A 12,820-nucleotide genomic window follows, 5' to 3' on the forward strand; every position below is an offset into this window, starting at 1 on the left:
CCTCCTTGAAGTACGATGGGTGCACTTGAGCCCGGCGACCGCCAGGCCGCCCCCACAGTACGTCGAAGGAAAAGCACCGCAGTGAGTGAGCACTACCGCCAGGTCAGGGCCATCCAGCCGGCCCCGGACTCGGACACCCGCATCCGGCAGGCAGGCCCCGGCGGCCTCAAGGGCGTCATCGCCGTGCTCTCCGTGCTCGTGCTCGTCTTCGCCGGCATCGGCTACCTGACCGTCGGGCGGCTGGGCAACGAGGTCGCCTCCGCCGGCAACCTCTCCCTCGGCGGCGGGCAGGGCATGAAGAAGGCCCCCGACGGCGCCACCGACATCCTGCTGGTCGGCTCCGACTCGCGCACCGACGCCCAGGGCAACCCGTTGAGCCAGGAGGAGCTGGCCTCGCTCAACGCCGGCGCCGAGGAGGGCGAGCACAACACGGACACCATCATGGTCATCCGCGTGCCCAACGACGGCTCTTCCGCGACAGCCGTGTCCATCCCGCGCGACACCTACGTCAAGGACGACGAGCTGGGCAACATGAAGATCAACGGCGTCTTCGCCGCCCACGCCGCCGAGCGCCGCTCCGAGCTGGAGGCGGAGGGCGCCGACGAGCAGCGCATCGCCCGCGAGGAGCTCGCCGCCGGCCGTGAGGGCCTGGTCACCACCGTCGCCGAGCTGACCGGCATCGAGGTCGACCACTACGCGGAGATCGGCCTGCTCGGCTTCGTGCTGCTCACCGACGCCGTCGGCGGCGTGGACGTCTGCCTCAACGAGCCCGTCCAGGACGAGTTCTCCGGCGCCGACTTCCCCGCCGGCCGCCAGACCCTCGACGGCGTGGACGCCCTGAAGTTCGTCCGCCAGCGCCACGGCCTGCCCCGCGGCGACCTCGACCGCGTGACCCGTCAGCAGGCCTTCATGGCCTCGATGGTGCAGAAGCTGCTCTCCGCCGGCACCCTGACCAACCCGGGCCGCCTCAACGACCTGCGCGGCGCCGTCGAGCGCTCCGTGGTCATCGACGAGGACTGGGACGTGATGAGCTTCGCCGCCCAGCTGTCCAACCTCGCCGGCGGCAACGTCACCTTCACCACCGTCCCGGTGACCTCGCTCGACGGCGTCGGCGACTACGGCGAGTCCATCGTCACCGTCGACCCGGACCAGGTGCGCGCCTTCATGGACGACCTCCTCGGCACCCGGGAGGAGGAGCAGCCCGAGGACGGCGAGGCCCCGCCCGCCGGCGAGCCCGCGGCCGCGGCCGCTGACGCCGAGCTGCACGTGCTCAACGCCGGGTCCGTCTCCGGGCTGGCCGGCTCCGTCGGCGGCTGGCTCGAGGAGCACGGCTACCACGTAGCCGAGGTCTCCAACGCCCTGGAGGGCATCTACACCGAGTCCCAGGTCGTCGCCGGCGACGCCGACAGCGAGGCCGCCAAGGCCGTCGCCGAGGAGCTCGGCGGGCTGCCCGTGACCGTCAACGAGGGCCTGGACGCCGACACCCTGGTCGTGGTCACCCACGACGACTACGCCGGCCCCCAGGGCGACCAGATGGCCGAGGCGCCCAGCGGCGACGGCTCGGTGGGCCAGCCCGGCGCCGACTTCGGCACCGAGCCCGAGGCCTCCCCCGAGATCGACGCCGGCGGCGACGGTCCGCGCTGCGTGAACTGACCTACCATCGGGTGCATGGAACTGCTGCGCCACCTCCTCGACGCCGACCCCGCCGGCCCGCGCCTGACCGTCTACGACGAGCACACCGGCGCCCGCCTCGACTTCTCCGCGACCACCCTGGACAACTGGGCGGCCAAGGTCGCCACCATGCTGCTCGAGGAGCTCGACCTCGACGCCGACTCCCGCATCCTCATCGACCTGCCCGTCGGCTGGCAGGCCGCCGCGATCGCCCTCGGCGCGATGGCCGCCGGCGTGGACCACACCCTGGACCCCGGCGCGCCCGCGGCCGGGCCCGACGACCTGGACGTCGTCTTCACCTCCCCCGAACGCGCCGGCGACCACCCCGGCCCCGACCTGGTGCTGGTCACCGACGACCCCTTCGGCCGCGGCGTGGCCGAGACCGGCGGCACCCTGCCGCCCGGGGCGGTCGACTTCGGGCCGACCGTGCGCTTCTACCCCGACGTCTTCCCCGCCCCGACGATGAGCCTGGCCGACCTGGCCGAGAGCACCGACATCCCCGCCGGCGCCCGCGTGCTGGCCACCGGCTGGACCGACGACGCCTCCTTCACCCGCCAGGTCCTCGAGCCGCTGGCCGTCGGCGGCTCGACGGTGGTCGTCTCCGGCTTCGCCGAGGCCGCCCGCCTCGACGCGATCGCGGAGGCCGAGAAGGTCACTCTGCGCCTCTGAGGCGGCGCACGCTGCTAGCCTGAGGTGCCATGGCACCGGTCACCTACGACAACGTCACCGTCCGCTACCCCGGGGCGGACCGCCCCTCGGTCACCGACTTCGACCTGGAGATCGCCGACGGCGAGTTCCTGGTGCTCGTCGGTCCCTCCGGCTGCGGCAAGTCGACCACGCTGCGCGCCCTGGCCGGCCTCGAGCCGGTCGAGTCCGGACGCATCCTCATCGGCGACGACGACGTCACCGACTCCGACCCGGCCGCCCGCGACGTGGCCATGGTCTTCCAGAACTACGCGCTCTACCCGCACCTGTCGGTGCGCAAGAACATGTCCTTCGCCCTGGACCTGCGCAAGGTGCCCCGCGACGAGGCCGACGCCCGGGTGGCCGAGGCCGCCGAGATCCTGGGGCTGACCGACTTTCTGGACCGCAAGCCCAAGGACCTCTCCGGCGGCCAGCGCCAGCGCGTGGCCATGGGCCGGGCGATCGTGCGCAACCCGCGGGTCTTCCTCATGGACGAGCCGCTGAGCAACCTCGACGCCAAGCTGCGTGTGTCCACCCGCTCCGAGATCGCCGCCCTGCAGCGGCGGCTGGGAGTGACCACCGTCTACGTCACCCACGACCAGGTCGAGGCGATGACGATGGGCGACCGGGTGGCCGTGCTCGACCGCGGCGTGCTCCAGCAGGTCGCCCCGCCGCGCGAGCTCTACCGCGACCCGGTCAACCTCTTCGTCGCCGGCTTCATCGGCTCGCCGTCGATGAACCTCTTCCACGACGACGTCCCCGGCGCCGGCGACGTCACCTTCGGCGTGCGCCCCGAGCACATGCGCCTGCTCGGGCAGGGCGAGGCCTGCCCGGCCGGCTTCCGCGAGCTGAGCGGGCCGGTCGACATCGTCGAGGAGCTCGGCGCCGAGTCCTACGTCTACGCCCACCGCGACGGCGGGCGCCTGGTCGCCCGGCTCCTCGACGCCCCCGCCCCCGAGCGCGGCGCCGAGGTGCGCATGGCCTACGACCCGGCCGCCGCGCTGCGCTTCGGACCGGACGGGTTGCGGGCTGACGCCCGCAACTAGTTGGGTCGGCGCCCGCCACCGGGGAAAGAGCGGGCGTGCGCAACCACGCGCGGGCGGTGGGGCCGGGCGCGGCGTCGGCAAGCAAACCCTGAAAGTCGGGCCGCATAGTTCCTGAATGGGACCTGTCTTTCCCCTCTCACGGGGGTAATTTGCGCCGTAGCGTGCCGCCCGGGGTTGCCTCGCAATTAACTTGGGGTTCACCGCGCATCCACGACTGAAAGGTTCCGAAACCATGCGCTTCACCTCTCTGCGCCGCGTCGGCGCCGTCCTCGCCGCCACCGCCGTGGCCGGCGCCACCCTCACCGCGTGCGGCTCCGACGGCTCCTCCTCCGCCCCCGAGGCCGAGAACACCGACGGCCGTGGCCCCATCACCTTCGCGATGGGCAAGAACGACACCGACAAGATCATCCCGATCATCGACCGGTGGAACAAGGAGCACCCGGACGAGGAGGTCACCCTCTCCGAGCTCGCCGGCGAGGCCGACGCCCAGCGTGAGACCCTCGTGCAGTCCCTGCAGGCCGGCAACACCGACTACGACGTGATGGCCCTCGACGTCGTGTGGACCGCCCAGTTCGCCGCCAACCAGTGGCTCGCCCCGCTGACCGGCGACCTCGAGGTCGACACCTCCGAGCTGCTCGACGCCACCGTCGAGTCCGCCACCTACAACGACACCCTGTACGCGCTGCCGCAGAACACCAACGGCCAGCTACTCTTCCGCAACACCGAGATCATCCCGGAGGCGCCCACCGACTGGGCCAGCCTCAAGGAGTCCTGCAAGCAGGCCGAGGAGGCCCAGGTCGACTGCCTGACCCTGCAGCTCAAGCAGTACGAGGGCCTGACCGTCAACACCGCCGGGTTCATGGCCGGCTGGGGCGGCTCCGTGCTCGAGGACGACGGCAAGACCCCGGCCGTCGACTCCGACGCCTCGAAGGAGGGCCTGCAGGCCCTGGTCGACGGCTACGAGGACGGCACCGTGGCCAAGGACTCCACCGCCGCCACCGAGGAGGAGACCAACCTGGCCTTCACCGAGGGCAAGACCGCCTACGCGGTGAACTGGCCGTACATGTACGCCAACTCCGAGGAGGACGGCTCCGCCGTCGCCGGCAAGGTCGAGGTCCAGCCCCTGGTGGGCAAGGACGGCGTGGGTGTGTCCACCCTCGGCGGCTACAACAACGGCATCAACATCAACTCCGATTACAAGGCCACCGCCCGCGACTTCATCGAGTTCGTCGTCAGCGAGGAGAGCCAGCGCTCCTTCGCCGAGGCCTCCTTCCCGCCGGTGCTCGCCTCCATTTACGACGACCAGGAGCTCATCGCCGAGCAGCCCTACCTGCCGGCGCTCAAGGAGTCGCTGGAGAACGCCAAGCCGCGCCCGGTCAGCCCGTTCTACGACGCCATCTCGAAGGCCATCCAGGACAACGCCTACGCCGCCGTCAACGGTGACGCCGACGTGGACAAGGCCACCGCGGACATGAAGGCCGCGATCGAGAACGCCTCGGCGGAGTAACCCAGCGTGTCCGGGTCGACAGCCGTACCGCACGGTGGCGGGGACGGTGCCGGCGGGACCGCGGGTTCCGCCCGCGCCGCAGGTGGGGTGACCACCGCGGAGCGCCCCTCCCCCACCGGAACCCGTAAGTCCGGCCGGACCGGCGCGCGCCGCCAGGCGCGCGTCCAGGCGCGCAACGCCGCCTGGCTGATCGCCCCGGCCATGATCGTGCTGGCCGTGGTCATCGGCTACCCGATCGTGCGCGCGGTCTGGCTGTCGTTCCAGGCCGACAAGGGGCTCGACCCCGAGACCGGCCTGTTCACCGAGGGCGGCTTCGCCGGCCTCGACCACTACTTCTACTGGCTGACCCAGCGCTGCTCCGCCGGGGTCTGCCCGCCCGGCGTCATCGCCACCGACTTCTGGCCGGCGGTGCGCATCACTCTGTTCTTCACCGTGGTCACCGTGGCCCTCGAGACGGTCCTCGGCGTGATCATGGCGCTGGTGATGAACCGCGAGTTCCGCGGCCGCGGTCTGGTCCGCGCCGCCGTGCTCGTGCCCTGGGCGATCCCCACGGCCGTCACGGCCAAGCTCTGGCAGTTCATGTTCGCCCCCGACGGCGTGGTCAACGCGACGCTGGGCACCGACATCGCCTGGACCACCGACCCGTGGGCCGCACGCACCGCCGTGATCATCGCCGACGTCTGGAAGACCACGCCGTTCATGGCGCTGCTCATCCTCGCCGGCCTGCAGATGATCCCCAAGGAGCTCTACGAGGCCGCCCGCGTCGACGGTGCCTCGGCCTGGCAGCGCTTCACCCGCATCACCTTGCCGCTGGTGCGCCCGGCGCTGATGGTGGCCGTGCTTTTCCGCACCCTCGACGCGCTGCGCATGTACGACCTGCCGGTGATCATGATCTCCGGGTCCTCGAACTCGCCGACCGCCACGGTCTCCCAGCTGGTGGTCGAGGACATGCGCCAGGGCCACTTCAACTCGGCCTCCGCGCTGTCCACCCTGATCTTCCTGCTCATCTTCGCCGTGGCGTTCGTCATGATCCGCTTCCTCGGCGCGGACGTCTCCGGCACCCGCAACCTGCCCGGCGGCAAAAGCCGGGCCCGGGGCCTGCGCGGGCTGCGCGAGCACTTCGGCCGCGGGCGTGCGGGGTCCGCCGGGGTCGGAGCGCGCGGCGGTGACGCCACGCGCGACGGTGACGCGATGCGCGACGGCGACCCACGCGACGTCGGCAATCGAGGCGACCACGACGTGGAAGGCGGTGCGCGATGAGCAAGACGCGTTCGTTCATCGGCAACTACCTGGGCCTGATCTTCATTCTGATCTGGGGGCTCGCGCCCTTCTACTGGATGGTCGTCACCGCGCTGCGCGACCCGTCGCACACGTTCGACACCACCCCGTGGCCCACGCACGTCACGCTGGACAACTTCCGCGATGCGCTGGCCACGGACAAGGGCAACGACTTTTTGGGCGCGATCGGCAACTCGCTGCTGATCTCTGCGACGACGACCGCGCTGGCCGTGGCCGTGGGCGTGTTCACCGCCTACGCGTTGGCCCGGCTGGACTTCTCCGGCAAGGGCATCGTCACCGGCATCGTCCTGGCCGCCTCGATGTTCCCCGGCATCGCGCTGGTCACCCCGCTCTTCCAGCTCTTCGGTGACCTCGGGTGGATCGGCACCTACCAGGCGCTGATCATCCCGAACATCTCCTTCGCGCTGCCGCTGACCGTCTACACGCTGGTCTCCTTCTTCCGCACCCTGCCCTGGGAGCTCGAGGAGGCCGCGCGCGTCGACGGCGCCAGCCGCGGGCAGGCCTTCCGTAAGGTGCTGCTGCCGCTGGCCGCCCCGGCGCTGTTCACCACGGCGATCCTGGCGTTCATCGCGACCTGGAACGAGTTCATGCTCGCCCGCCAGCTGTCCACGACCGACACCGAGCCGGTGACCGTGGCGATCGCGCGCTTCTCGGGCCCGAGCGCCTTCGAGTACCCGTACACCTCGATCATGGCCGCCGGCGCGCTGGTCACGATCCCGCTGGTGATCATGGTGCTGTTCTTCCAGCGCCGGATCGTCTCCGGGCTGACCGCGGGCGGGGTCAAGGCGTGAGTTCGGAGGATCAGGCCGGGGGCGGGGATGCGTCCGGGGGCGGGCCCGGCTCCCGTCCCGGGTCGAGCGCTGGGTCTGGTCCTGGGGCGGGCCCCGGGCCTGGCCCGGGCGCGTCCGAGAGCCGGCGGCGGGCCCTGGTCTGGGACACCGCCTTGGGCTTCGTCGGGTTCCTGACCGCGCTGGCTGTCCTGCAGGCCGTGCTCAACGTCTTCCGGGCCGATCCCGCGATCTGGCCCGGGCTCTTCGCGCTGGTGATGGTGCTGGCGACCTGGCTGGTCTGGAAGGGCCGGGCGCGGTACTCCGACTGAGGGAGCGGGCGCCCGGTCGGGGCGGAATCGAGGTTGCGCTGAGGCTGGATCGGGCCCCGAACCGGGCCCAGACCGCGGCTGGGCCGGCCTGCGCGGGGGCTTTTACCGGGTCCCGGTCGGTAAAGCTGATTTGGCCTCCACAAAACCCCAGGTCGCAGGATCGGCCAAAATTGGTTACCGACCCGCGGTCGGTAAATCCGCACCGCACATGGCCGACCAGAGACCGAAAACCGGTGTCCCGGCCCCACCGCTCCCCTACCGGAGCCCGTTCATCCGACCTGCCGGGCCCGAATCCGGTCGATGTAGCCGGCCAGATCCGGCAACCACCTCTCGGGCTCATGGAGCATGCCGGCGGTGAGCACGATGACCGTCCAACCGGCGCTCTGGATCTCGTGGCGGCGGGCGAAGTCCTTGTCGCGTTGGCGGCGTTTCAGGTGGTGCTCGCCGTCGTAGAAGTTCGCGATCTTCAGCTCCGCGCAGCCGACGTCGGCGACCGAGATCAACCGGTCGCTCACCCGGATCTTCAACTGCGTCGTCCAGGTGCAGTCCTTCCCCTTGAACACGGTGACGGCCTGGAGCCTGGTCGTGGTCTCGGGCACCGACTCCGCACCGGCATCAGCCAACCGCAGCACCGAATCGAGCCTGCCGGCGGCGATGAACGGACTCGCGCACGCGCGGAACTCCTCGGGACCGATCTGCCACACATGCATGAACCGGTCCGCGACCTGCACCGCACGCACCAGGTCCGGATCCAGACCGGGTACCTCCGGCACAGGCCAGCGATGGGTTCCGAGCAGGGCTGACCGGATGCAGTGCAGGGCGGTCATCATCGGCGGCGCAACCCTGACCTGCAGGTCCCACAGCGTGGTCGACCACGTCAGCCCCGTCATGTCCCGCCGCAGGAGCGTGGGCTCGAGGCTGTGTCGGGCCACCCGCTTGTCGCCGCCCCGGTTGAAGAGGACGGTGTCGGCCGAGTCGCTGAACTCGGGTACGCCTCAGAGCATCGCGGCGCTCCACACCGCGGCGACCGCGCGCGGGCGGATGGACAGGTGGGCGTAGATCCGGTCGACGGCGGGGACCCAGTACTTGATCCGGCGCGGATGGGCCTCGCCCTGCGACATCACCAACTTGTCGTTGCGGGCGGACTCGGCCGGGACGCACAGGTCCGGGGAGGCGAGCCGGAAACGTCGGGCAAACTCCTCCGCTGGCTCCGACGGATACACCGTCGTCTGGAAGGCAGCCTCCACGACCTTGCCGCGACACGGCACAGGCGCCTGCCGGTGCAGGTCATCTCCCTGCAGGTGGTGGGACAGGCGCCTGTCAATCTCGGTGCCGCGGTAATCCACGACGACGGTCCTCTCGTTCGGCATACTCGTCTCAACCTGTTGGACCGACCGGACCGGTCAATCGGTTCCCGGAACACCCCGGACCCCACAGGAAACATCTGCCCCAGGGGTAACCACACCCCCGTTGACAGATCAGGCGCACATTCATAATCCAGCACGCTATTATCTTGCTCTAAGCCCTTTGTCGCGCCACACAACAGGATTCTGAACATGAAGTTCCGCATGAACCGCAAGTCCGCCATCGCGGTGTTCACCGCCGCCGCGACCGCCTCCACCCTGCTCACCGCCCCGCAGGCCAACGCCGCCGAGGTGACCTACCACAAGGACGCCCAGCGCTGCACGATCGTCTACGACCAGGCCGATCACGACCGCTACGCCGAGCTCGAGGGCAAGCGCTTCCAGGCCCAGGCCGACGTCTTCTACGACGCCGTTCCAGGCCTCGAGGAGATCGTCCGCCCCGCCGCCGAGCAGGGCCGTCTAACCCTCCGCGCCGGGGACTTCGGCAAGGCCAATGACCTGGTCAAGGAAAACGGCTACAGCGATCCGTGGACCATTGTGCCGACCGCCGCCCTACGCCTGCAGCGCGAGGCGAACAAGGAGCACACGTCCTCCCTGGAGAAGGGCGAGTGGGGCGTGGACAAGACCAACATCGCCCTGGAGCTGACCGGCCTCAGCGACGCCCTCAAGGGCAACATCGAGGACTTCAACGCCACGGTCAACACCACCGACAAGACGCTGCAGAACCGCCTGGTCGTCGCCTACCGCACCGCGACCGTCGAGCTCGACGGCCCGCGCAAGGACGCCCTGCGCAAGTGCGCCTCCGCCGGCGCGGACGACGACGCCATCCTCAGCGCCGCGAGCATCTCCTCCGGCGACGAAAACAGCAAGCTCAACGAGGGCCTCGAGCAGGCCAAGAAGATCGGCATCGGCGTCGGCGTCGGCGCCGCCCTCTTCGCGCTGCTGATGCTCATCGGCTCCTTCTCCCCGGTCTGGTACCCGGAGCTGCAGAAGGCCATGAACCGCTAACCGGCTCCTGAAACGTCGGCCACGGCCGGCGGCCACCGGCGGCACCCGCACCCACCCCGACCCCACCGCCGAAGCTGTGACGACGCTAACTTCGGGTCCAGTGACACGGGGTGCTTTCCCCTTAGGGGGAAGGCTGAGATGGCACCCGTCGAACCTGATCCAGTCAATACTGGCGAAGGGATGTCCGGTCCTCGCACGCGGGCGACGCGCCCACGAGCACTTCGACGCCCCGGTGACCACCGTGGTCAACAACGCCCTGGTCGACTTCTCCTTCGACGGCGACGCCCGCCCGAAGGCCGAGGACATCACCGCCGGGCGTTTCGACGCCCAGTTCTCCGGCGCCGTCCACGGTGCGCTCAACACCATCCAGCTGGCCGTGCCCGACTTCGAGAAGGCCGGCTTCGGCCGCGTGGTCAACATCGGCACCGACCTCTTCCAGGCCCCCTCGGTGCCCTACCACGACTACACCGCCGCCAAGGCCGCGCTGCTGTCGCTGACGCGCACCTTCTGCAAGGACCTCGGCCCGAAGCACGTGACCGTCAACATGGTCTCCGGCGGCCTGCTGCGCACCACCGACGCCTCGGCGGTCACCCCGGAGGAGGTCTTCGACATGATCGCCGCCGGCACCCCGCTGGGCTCGGTGACCACCCCCGAGGAGTTCGCCGACACCGCCGTCTTCTTCGCCTCGCCGCTATCGCGCGCGGTGACCGGCCAGAACCTGCTGGTCGACGGTGGGCTAGTGATGGGCTGACGAGCCGACGCACCGGGCCAGCGGGCGCCCCGGACCCGCTGCGCAGGTAGTGCGGCGTCAGCGCCCGAGGCGGGCGAGGATACGCCGCCAGGCGATGCGCGTGGCCGAGTGCGGCAGCGCGAGCACCTCGCGCAGGTAGGTGTCCCGGCGCTGGGCCTTGGGCGTGGGCGCCGGGATCACCTCGACGGGGATGCCCAGGTGCCAGGCCCACAGGCGGGCGCGGCGGGCGTGGTAGTTGCTCGTGACCACGATGAAGCCGCCGGCGTCCGGGAAGAGCCGGCGGGCGTGCTCGAGGTTTTCGTTGGTGGAGGTCGCCAGCGGCTCGGCGACGATGCGCGCCGGATCGACCCCGGCCTGGCGCAGGTCGCGGGCCATGACGTCGGACTCGCCGCGCCCGGAGACCACGACGGGCACGCCGGGGTGCTCAGCAGCCACCGCGGCGGCGATGCGCAGGCGGGCGGCCAGCACAGGCTGGGCCCGGCCGCCGTCGGTCTTGGAGCCGAGCACCAGGATCGGCCACTGCGTCGCCCGGCTCACGCGGTCCCGCTCACTCGCCGAGCAGCCGCTTCTTCAGCGCGGCGTCCTTGTCCAGCACGCCGTCGGCCATCTCCTGCTGGTAGGCCTCCATCTTCTCGGCCAGCGCGGGGTCGCCGGCGCCGAGGATGCGCACGGCCAGCAGCCCCGCGTTCTTCGCCCCGTCGACGGAGACGGTGGCCACCGGCACGCCGCCGGGCATCTGGACGATAGACAGCAGCGAGTCCAGCCCGTCGAGGTTCTTCAGCGCGCGCGGGATGCCGATCACCGGCAGCGGGGTCGCGGCGGCGACCATGCCGGGCAGGTGGGCGGCGCCGCCGGCGCAGGCGAGGATGACCTTGAGCCCGCGCTCGCGGGCGGTCTTGGCGTACTCGAGCATGCGGTCCGGGGTGCGGTGGGCGGAGACGACCCCGACCTCGAAGGGCACGCCGAACTGGGCGAGCACCTCGGCGGCGGGCTGGACGGTGTCCCAGTCGGAGTCCGAGCCCATGATCAGGCCGACGACAGGTTGCATGGTGAAGGTTCCTTCCTTCGGGGTTCAGCGGTCAGTTTCGGGGGGGGGGCAGGTTCCGGTGGCCGGGCGCGCGGGCTCGGCGGGGCTCAGGCCTCGCGGTAGCCGTCGGCCCACACGGCGTGCACCAGGAAGTGCGCGGCCAGCTGGGCCTCGCGGCGCACGGCGCCGAGATCGGAGCCGGTGACGTTGACGTGGCCGAGCTTGCGCCCGGGCCGGTGCGACTTGCCGTAGAGGTGGATCTTGGCGTGCGGGAAGCGGCGCCACACGGCGTTGACGCGCTCGGTCAGCGGCATCTCGGGCGACTCGTCGGCACCGAGGGTGTTGACCATGACGGTGTGCGGGGTGACCAGCTCGGTCGAGCCAAGCGGCATGTTGAGCACGGCACGCAGGTGCTGCTCGAACTGGCTGGTCACGCAGCCGTCCTGGGTCCAGTGGCCGGTGTTGTGCGGGCGCATGGCCAGCTCGTTGACCACCACGCGCGGCGCCCCCTCGGGGCCCTCGGCCTCGAAGAGCTCGACGGCCAGCACGCCGGTGACGTCCAGCTCGCGGGCGATGGTCTCGGCCAGGGTGCGGGTGCCGCGCTCGATGTCGACGGGCAGCCCGGGCGCCGGGGCGACGGCCTCGTGGCAGATGCCGTCGGCCTGCACGGACTCGACGACGGGCCAAGCGACGCACTCGCCGCTGCGGTTGCGCGCGACCATCGCGGACAGCTCGCGGGTGAAGGGTACCTTCTCCTCGGCCATCAGCGGGACCTCGTCGCCCAGCAGCTTCTCCGCCAGCTTCTTCAGGTCCTCGAGGTCCCCGGGGAACCACACGCCGTGGCCGTCGTAGCCGCCGCGCGTCGCCTTCAGGCAGACGGCGCCGTCGACGCGCTCGAAGAACTCCACGGCGTCGTCAATCGACTCGATGGCCGCGAACGGCGGCACGGGCAGGCCGAGCTCGTGGAGGCGGCGGCGCTGCTCGAGCTTGTCCTGGGCAAAGATGAGCGCCTCGGGGCGCGGCTCGACGACGACGCCGCGGTCGAGCAGGGTGCGCAGGTGCCGGTTGGGCACGTGCTCGTGGTCGAAGGTGACGGCGTCAGCCCCCTCGACGGCGCGCTCGAGGTCGGCGAGCTCGTGGTAGTCGCCCTGGACGCAGTCGGCTGCGACCTGGGCGGCGGAGGCGTCGGGGGCGCCGGCGAGCAGGCGCACCGACTGGCCGAGCTCGATGGCCGCGGTCTGCATCATGCGCGCGAGCTGACCGTCGCCGATGACGGCGACGGTGGGCGTTCCGGGGGCGTGGGCGTGGGGGTTTCCGGAGTCAGTCACGGTGCTCATCCTAGTGCGCGGCCCGATTGCCGACGC

13 protein-coding genes, 1 pseudogene and 1 riboswitch are annotated in these 12,820 nt (G+C 71.0%); of the genes and pseudogenes, 9 read left to right on the forward strand and 5 right to left on the reverse strand.

From position 1 onward, the window contains the following. Window positions 1-81: 81 nt before the first annotated feature. The 7 genes from QQA02_RS09970 (at window position 82) to QQA02_RS10000 (ending at window position 7,306) form a co-directional block, all read left to right on the forward strand. The gene (locus QQA02_RS09970; RefSeq protein WP_284775558.1) at window positions 82-1,653 is read left to right on the forward strand and encodes an LCP family protein; all 1,572 of its coding nucleotides are present in this window, start codon (window positions 82-84) and stop codon (window positions 1,651-1,653) included. A gap of 15 nt (window positions 1,654-1,668) precedes the next feature. Continuing rightward, on the forward strand, window positions 1,669-2,340 hold the full coding sequence (locus tag QQA02_RS09975; protein ID WP_284775555.1) for a TIGR03089 family protein: 672 nt from the start codon (window positions 1,669-1,671) through the stop codon (window positions 2,338-2,340). A gap of 29 nt (window positions 2,341-2,369) precedes the next feature. After that, window positions 2,370-3,401: an ABC transporter ATP-binding protein gene (locus tag QQA02_RS09980; protein WP_284775554.1), complete on the forward strand. Its 1,032-nt coding sequence runs from the start codon at window positions 2,370-2,372 to the stop codon at window positions 3,399-3,401. 232 nt (window positions 3,402-3,633) lie between these two features. Further along, window positions 3,634-4,908 (forward strand): ABC transporter substrate-binding protein, encoded by a 1,275-nt coding sequence (locus tag QQA02_RS09985; protein WP_284775553.1) that lies wholly within the window; start codon window positions 3,634-3,636, stop codon window positions 4,906-4,908. A gap of 201 nt (window positions 4,909-5,109) precedes the next feature. Continuing rightward, the gene (locus QQA02_RS09990) at window positions 5,110-6,168 is read left to right on the forward strand and encodes a carbohydrate ABC transporter permease (RefSeq protein WP_284775612.1); all 1,059 of its coding nucleotides are present in this window, start codon (window positions 5,110-5,112) and stop codon (window positions 6,166-6,168) included. Then, complete coding sequence (locus QQA02_RS09995) at window positions 6,165-6,998, forward strand: carbohydrate ABC transporter permease (protein ID WP_284775551.1); 834 nt, start codon at window positions 6,165-6,167, stop codon at window positions 6,996-6,998. The genes QQA02_RS09990 and QQA02_RS09995 overlap by 4 nt, the downstream gene beginning before the upstream one ends. A gap of 152 nt (window positions 6,999-7,150) precedes the next feature. Continuing rightward, window positions 7,151-7,306, forward strand: coding sequence for a hypothetical protein (locus QQA02_RS10000; RefSeq protein WP_284775614.1), 156 nt, complete (start codon window positions 7,151-7,153; stop codon window positions 7,304-7,306). Window positions 7,307-7,575: 269 nt separating this feature from the next. Here QQA02_RS10000 and QQA02_RS10005 read toward each other — a convergent pair whose 3' ends face one another. Both QQA02_RS10005 and QQA02_RS10010 read right to left on the reverse strand, forming a co-directional pair. After that, entirely contained in the window at window positions 7,576-8,196 is a 621-nt protein-coding gene (locus QQA02_RS10005; protein ID WP_284775549.1) for a putative endonuclease domain-containing protein, read from the reverse strand. 105 nt (window positions 8,197-8,301) lie between these two features. After that, window positions 8,302-8,676: a hypothetical protein gene (locus QQA02_RS10010; RefSeq protein WP_284775547.1), complete on the reverse strand. Its 375-nt coding sequence runs from the start codon at window positions 8,674-8,676 to the stop codon at window positions 8,302-8,304. A gap of 186 nt (window positions 8,677-8,862) precedes the next feature. Here QQA02_RS10010 and QQA02_RS10015 point away from each other — a divergent pair, with 186 nt between their 5' ends. Further along, window positions 8,863-9,678, forward strand: coding sequence for a hypothetical protein (locus QQA02_RS10015; protein ID WP_284775546.1), 816 nt, complete (start codon window positions 8,863-8,865; stop codon window positions 9,676-9,678). A 96-nt stretch (window positions 9,679-9,774) separates the two neighbouring features. Then, window positions 9,775-9,876: riboswitch (TPP riboswitch) on the forward strand. Between the two features lie 7 nt (window positions 9,877-9,883). After that, window positions 9,884-10,429, forward strand: a pseudogene (locus QQA02_RS10020) (3-oxoacyl-ACP reductase); the annotation flags it as partial. Between the two features lie 57 nt (window positions 10,430-10,486). Here the strand turns inward: QQA02_RS10020 and QQA02_RS10025 are convergent. From QQA02_RS10025 to QQA02_RS10035, 3 genes are all read right to left on the reverse strand, one after another. Then, window positions 10,487-10,966 carry a YdcF family protein gene (locus QQA02_RS10025; RefSeq protein ID WP_284864204.1) on the reverse strand — a complete coding sequence of 160 codons (480 nt, stop codon included), beginning with the start codon at window positions 10,964-10,966 and terminating at the stop codon, window positions 10,487-10,489. A gap of 10 nt (window positions 10,967-10,976) precedes the next feature. Continuing rightward, window positions 10,977-11,477 carry a 5-(carboxyamino)imidazole ribonucleotide mutase gene (purE, locus tag QQA02_RS10030; RefSeq protein ID WP_284864205.1) on the reverse strand — a complete coding sequence of 167 codons (501 nt, stop codon included), beginning with the start codon at window positions 11,475-11,477 and terminating at the stop codon, window positions 10,977-10,979. A gap of 86 nt (window positions 11,478-11,563) precedes the next feature. Next, a complete protein-coding gene (locus QQA02_RS10035) occupies window positions 11,564-12,793 on the reverse strand; it encodes a 5-(carboxyamino)imidazole ribonucleotide synthase (RefSeq protein WP_284864206.1) in 1,230 nt (409 codons plus the stop codon). Window positions 12,794-12,820: the final 27 nt, after the last annotated feature.

It is taken from the genome of Corynebacterium sp. MSK006, assembly GCF_030232385.1.
In the GTDB taxonomy this organism is placed as follows: Bacteria; Actinomycetota; Actinomycetes; order Mycobacteriales; family Mycobacteriaceae; genus Corynebacterium; species Corynebacterium frankenforstense_A.

Coding starts and splice junctions, on each gene's coding strand:
- QQA02_RS10035 (WP_284864206.1), bottom strand. CDS start 12,793: ATGAGCACCGTGACTGACTCCGGAAACCCCCACGCCCACGCCCCCGGA.
- purE (WP_284864205.1), bottom strand. CDS start 11,477: ATGCAACCTGTCGTCGGCCTGATCATGGGCTCGGACTCCGACTGGGAC.
- QQA02_RS09975 (WP_284775555.1), top strand. CDS start 1,669: ATGGAACTGCTGCGCCACCTCCTCGACGCCGACCCCGCCGGCCCGCGC.
- QQA02_RS09990 (WP_284775612.1), top strand. CDS start 5,110: ATGATCGTGCTGGCCGTGGTCATCGGCTACCCGATCGTGCGCGCGGTC.
- QQA02_RS10010 (WP_284775547.1), bottom strand. CDS start 8,676: ATGCCGAACGAGAGGACCGTCGTCGTGGATTACCGCGGCACCGAGATT.
- QQA02_RS10005 (WP_284775549.1), bottom strand. CDS start 8,196: ATGACGGGGCTGACGTGGTCGACCACGCTGTGGGACCTGCAGGTCAGG.
- QQA02_RS09995 (WP_284775551.1), top strand. CDS start 6,165: ATGAGCAAGACGCGTTCGTTCATCGGCAACTACCTGGGCCTGATCTTC.
- QQA02_RS09980 (WP_284775554.1), top strand. CDS start 2,370: ATGGCACCGGTCACCTACGACAACGTCACCGTCCGCTACCCCGGGGCG.
- QQA02_RS09985 (WP_284775553.1), top strand. CDS start 3,634: ATGCGCTTCACCTCTCTGCGCCGCGTCGGCGCCGTCCTCGCCGCCACC.
- QQA02_RS10015 (WP_284775546.1), top strand. CDS start 8,863: ATGAAGTTCCGCATGAACCGCAAGTCCGCCATCGCGGTGTTCACCGCC.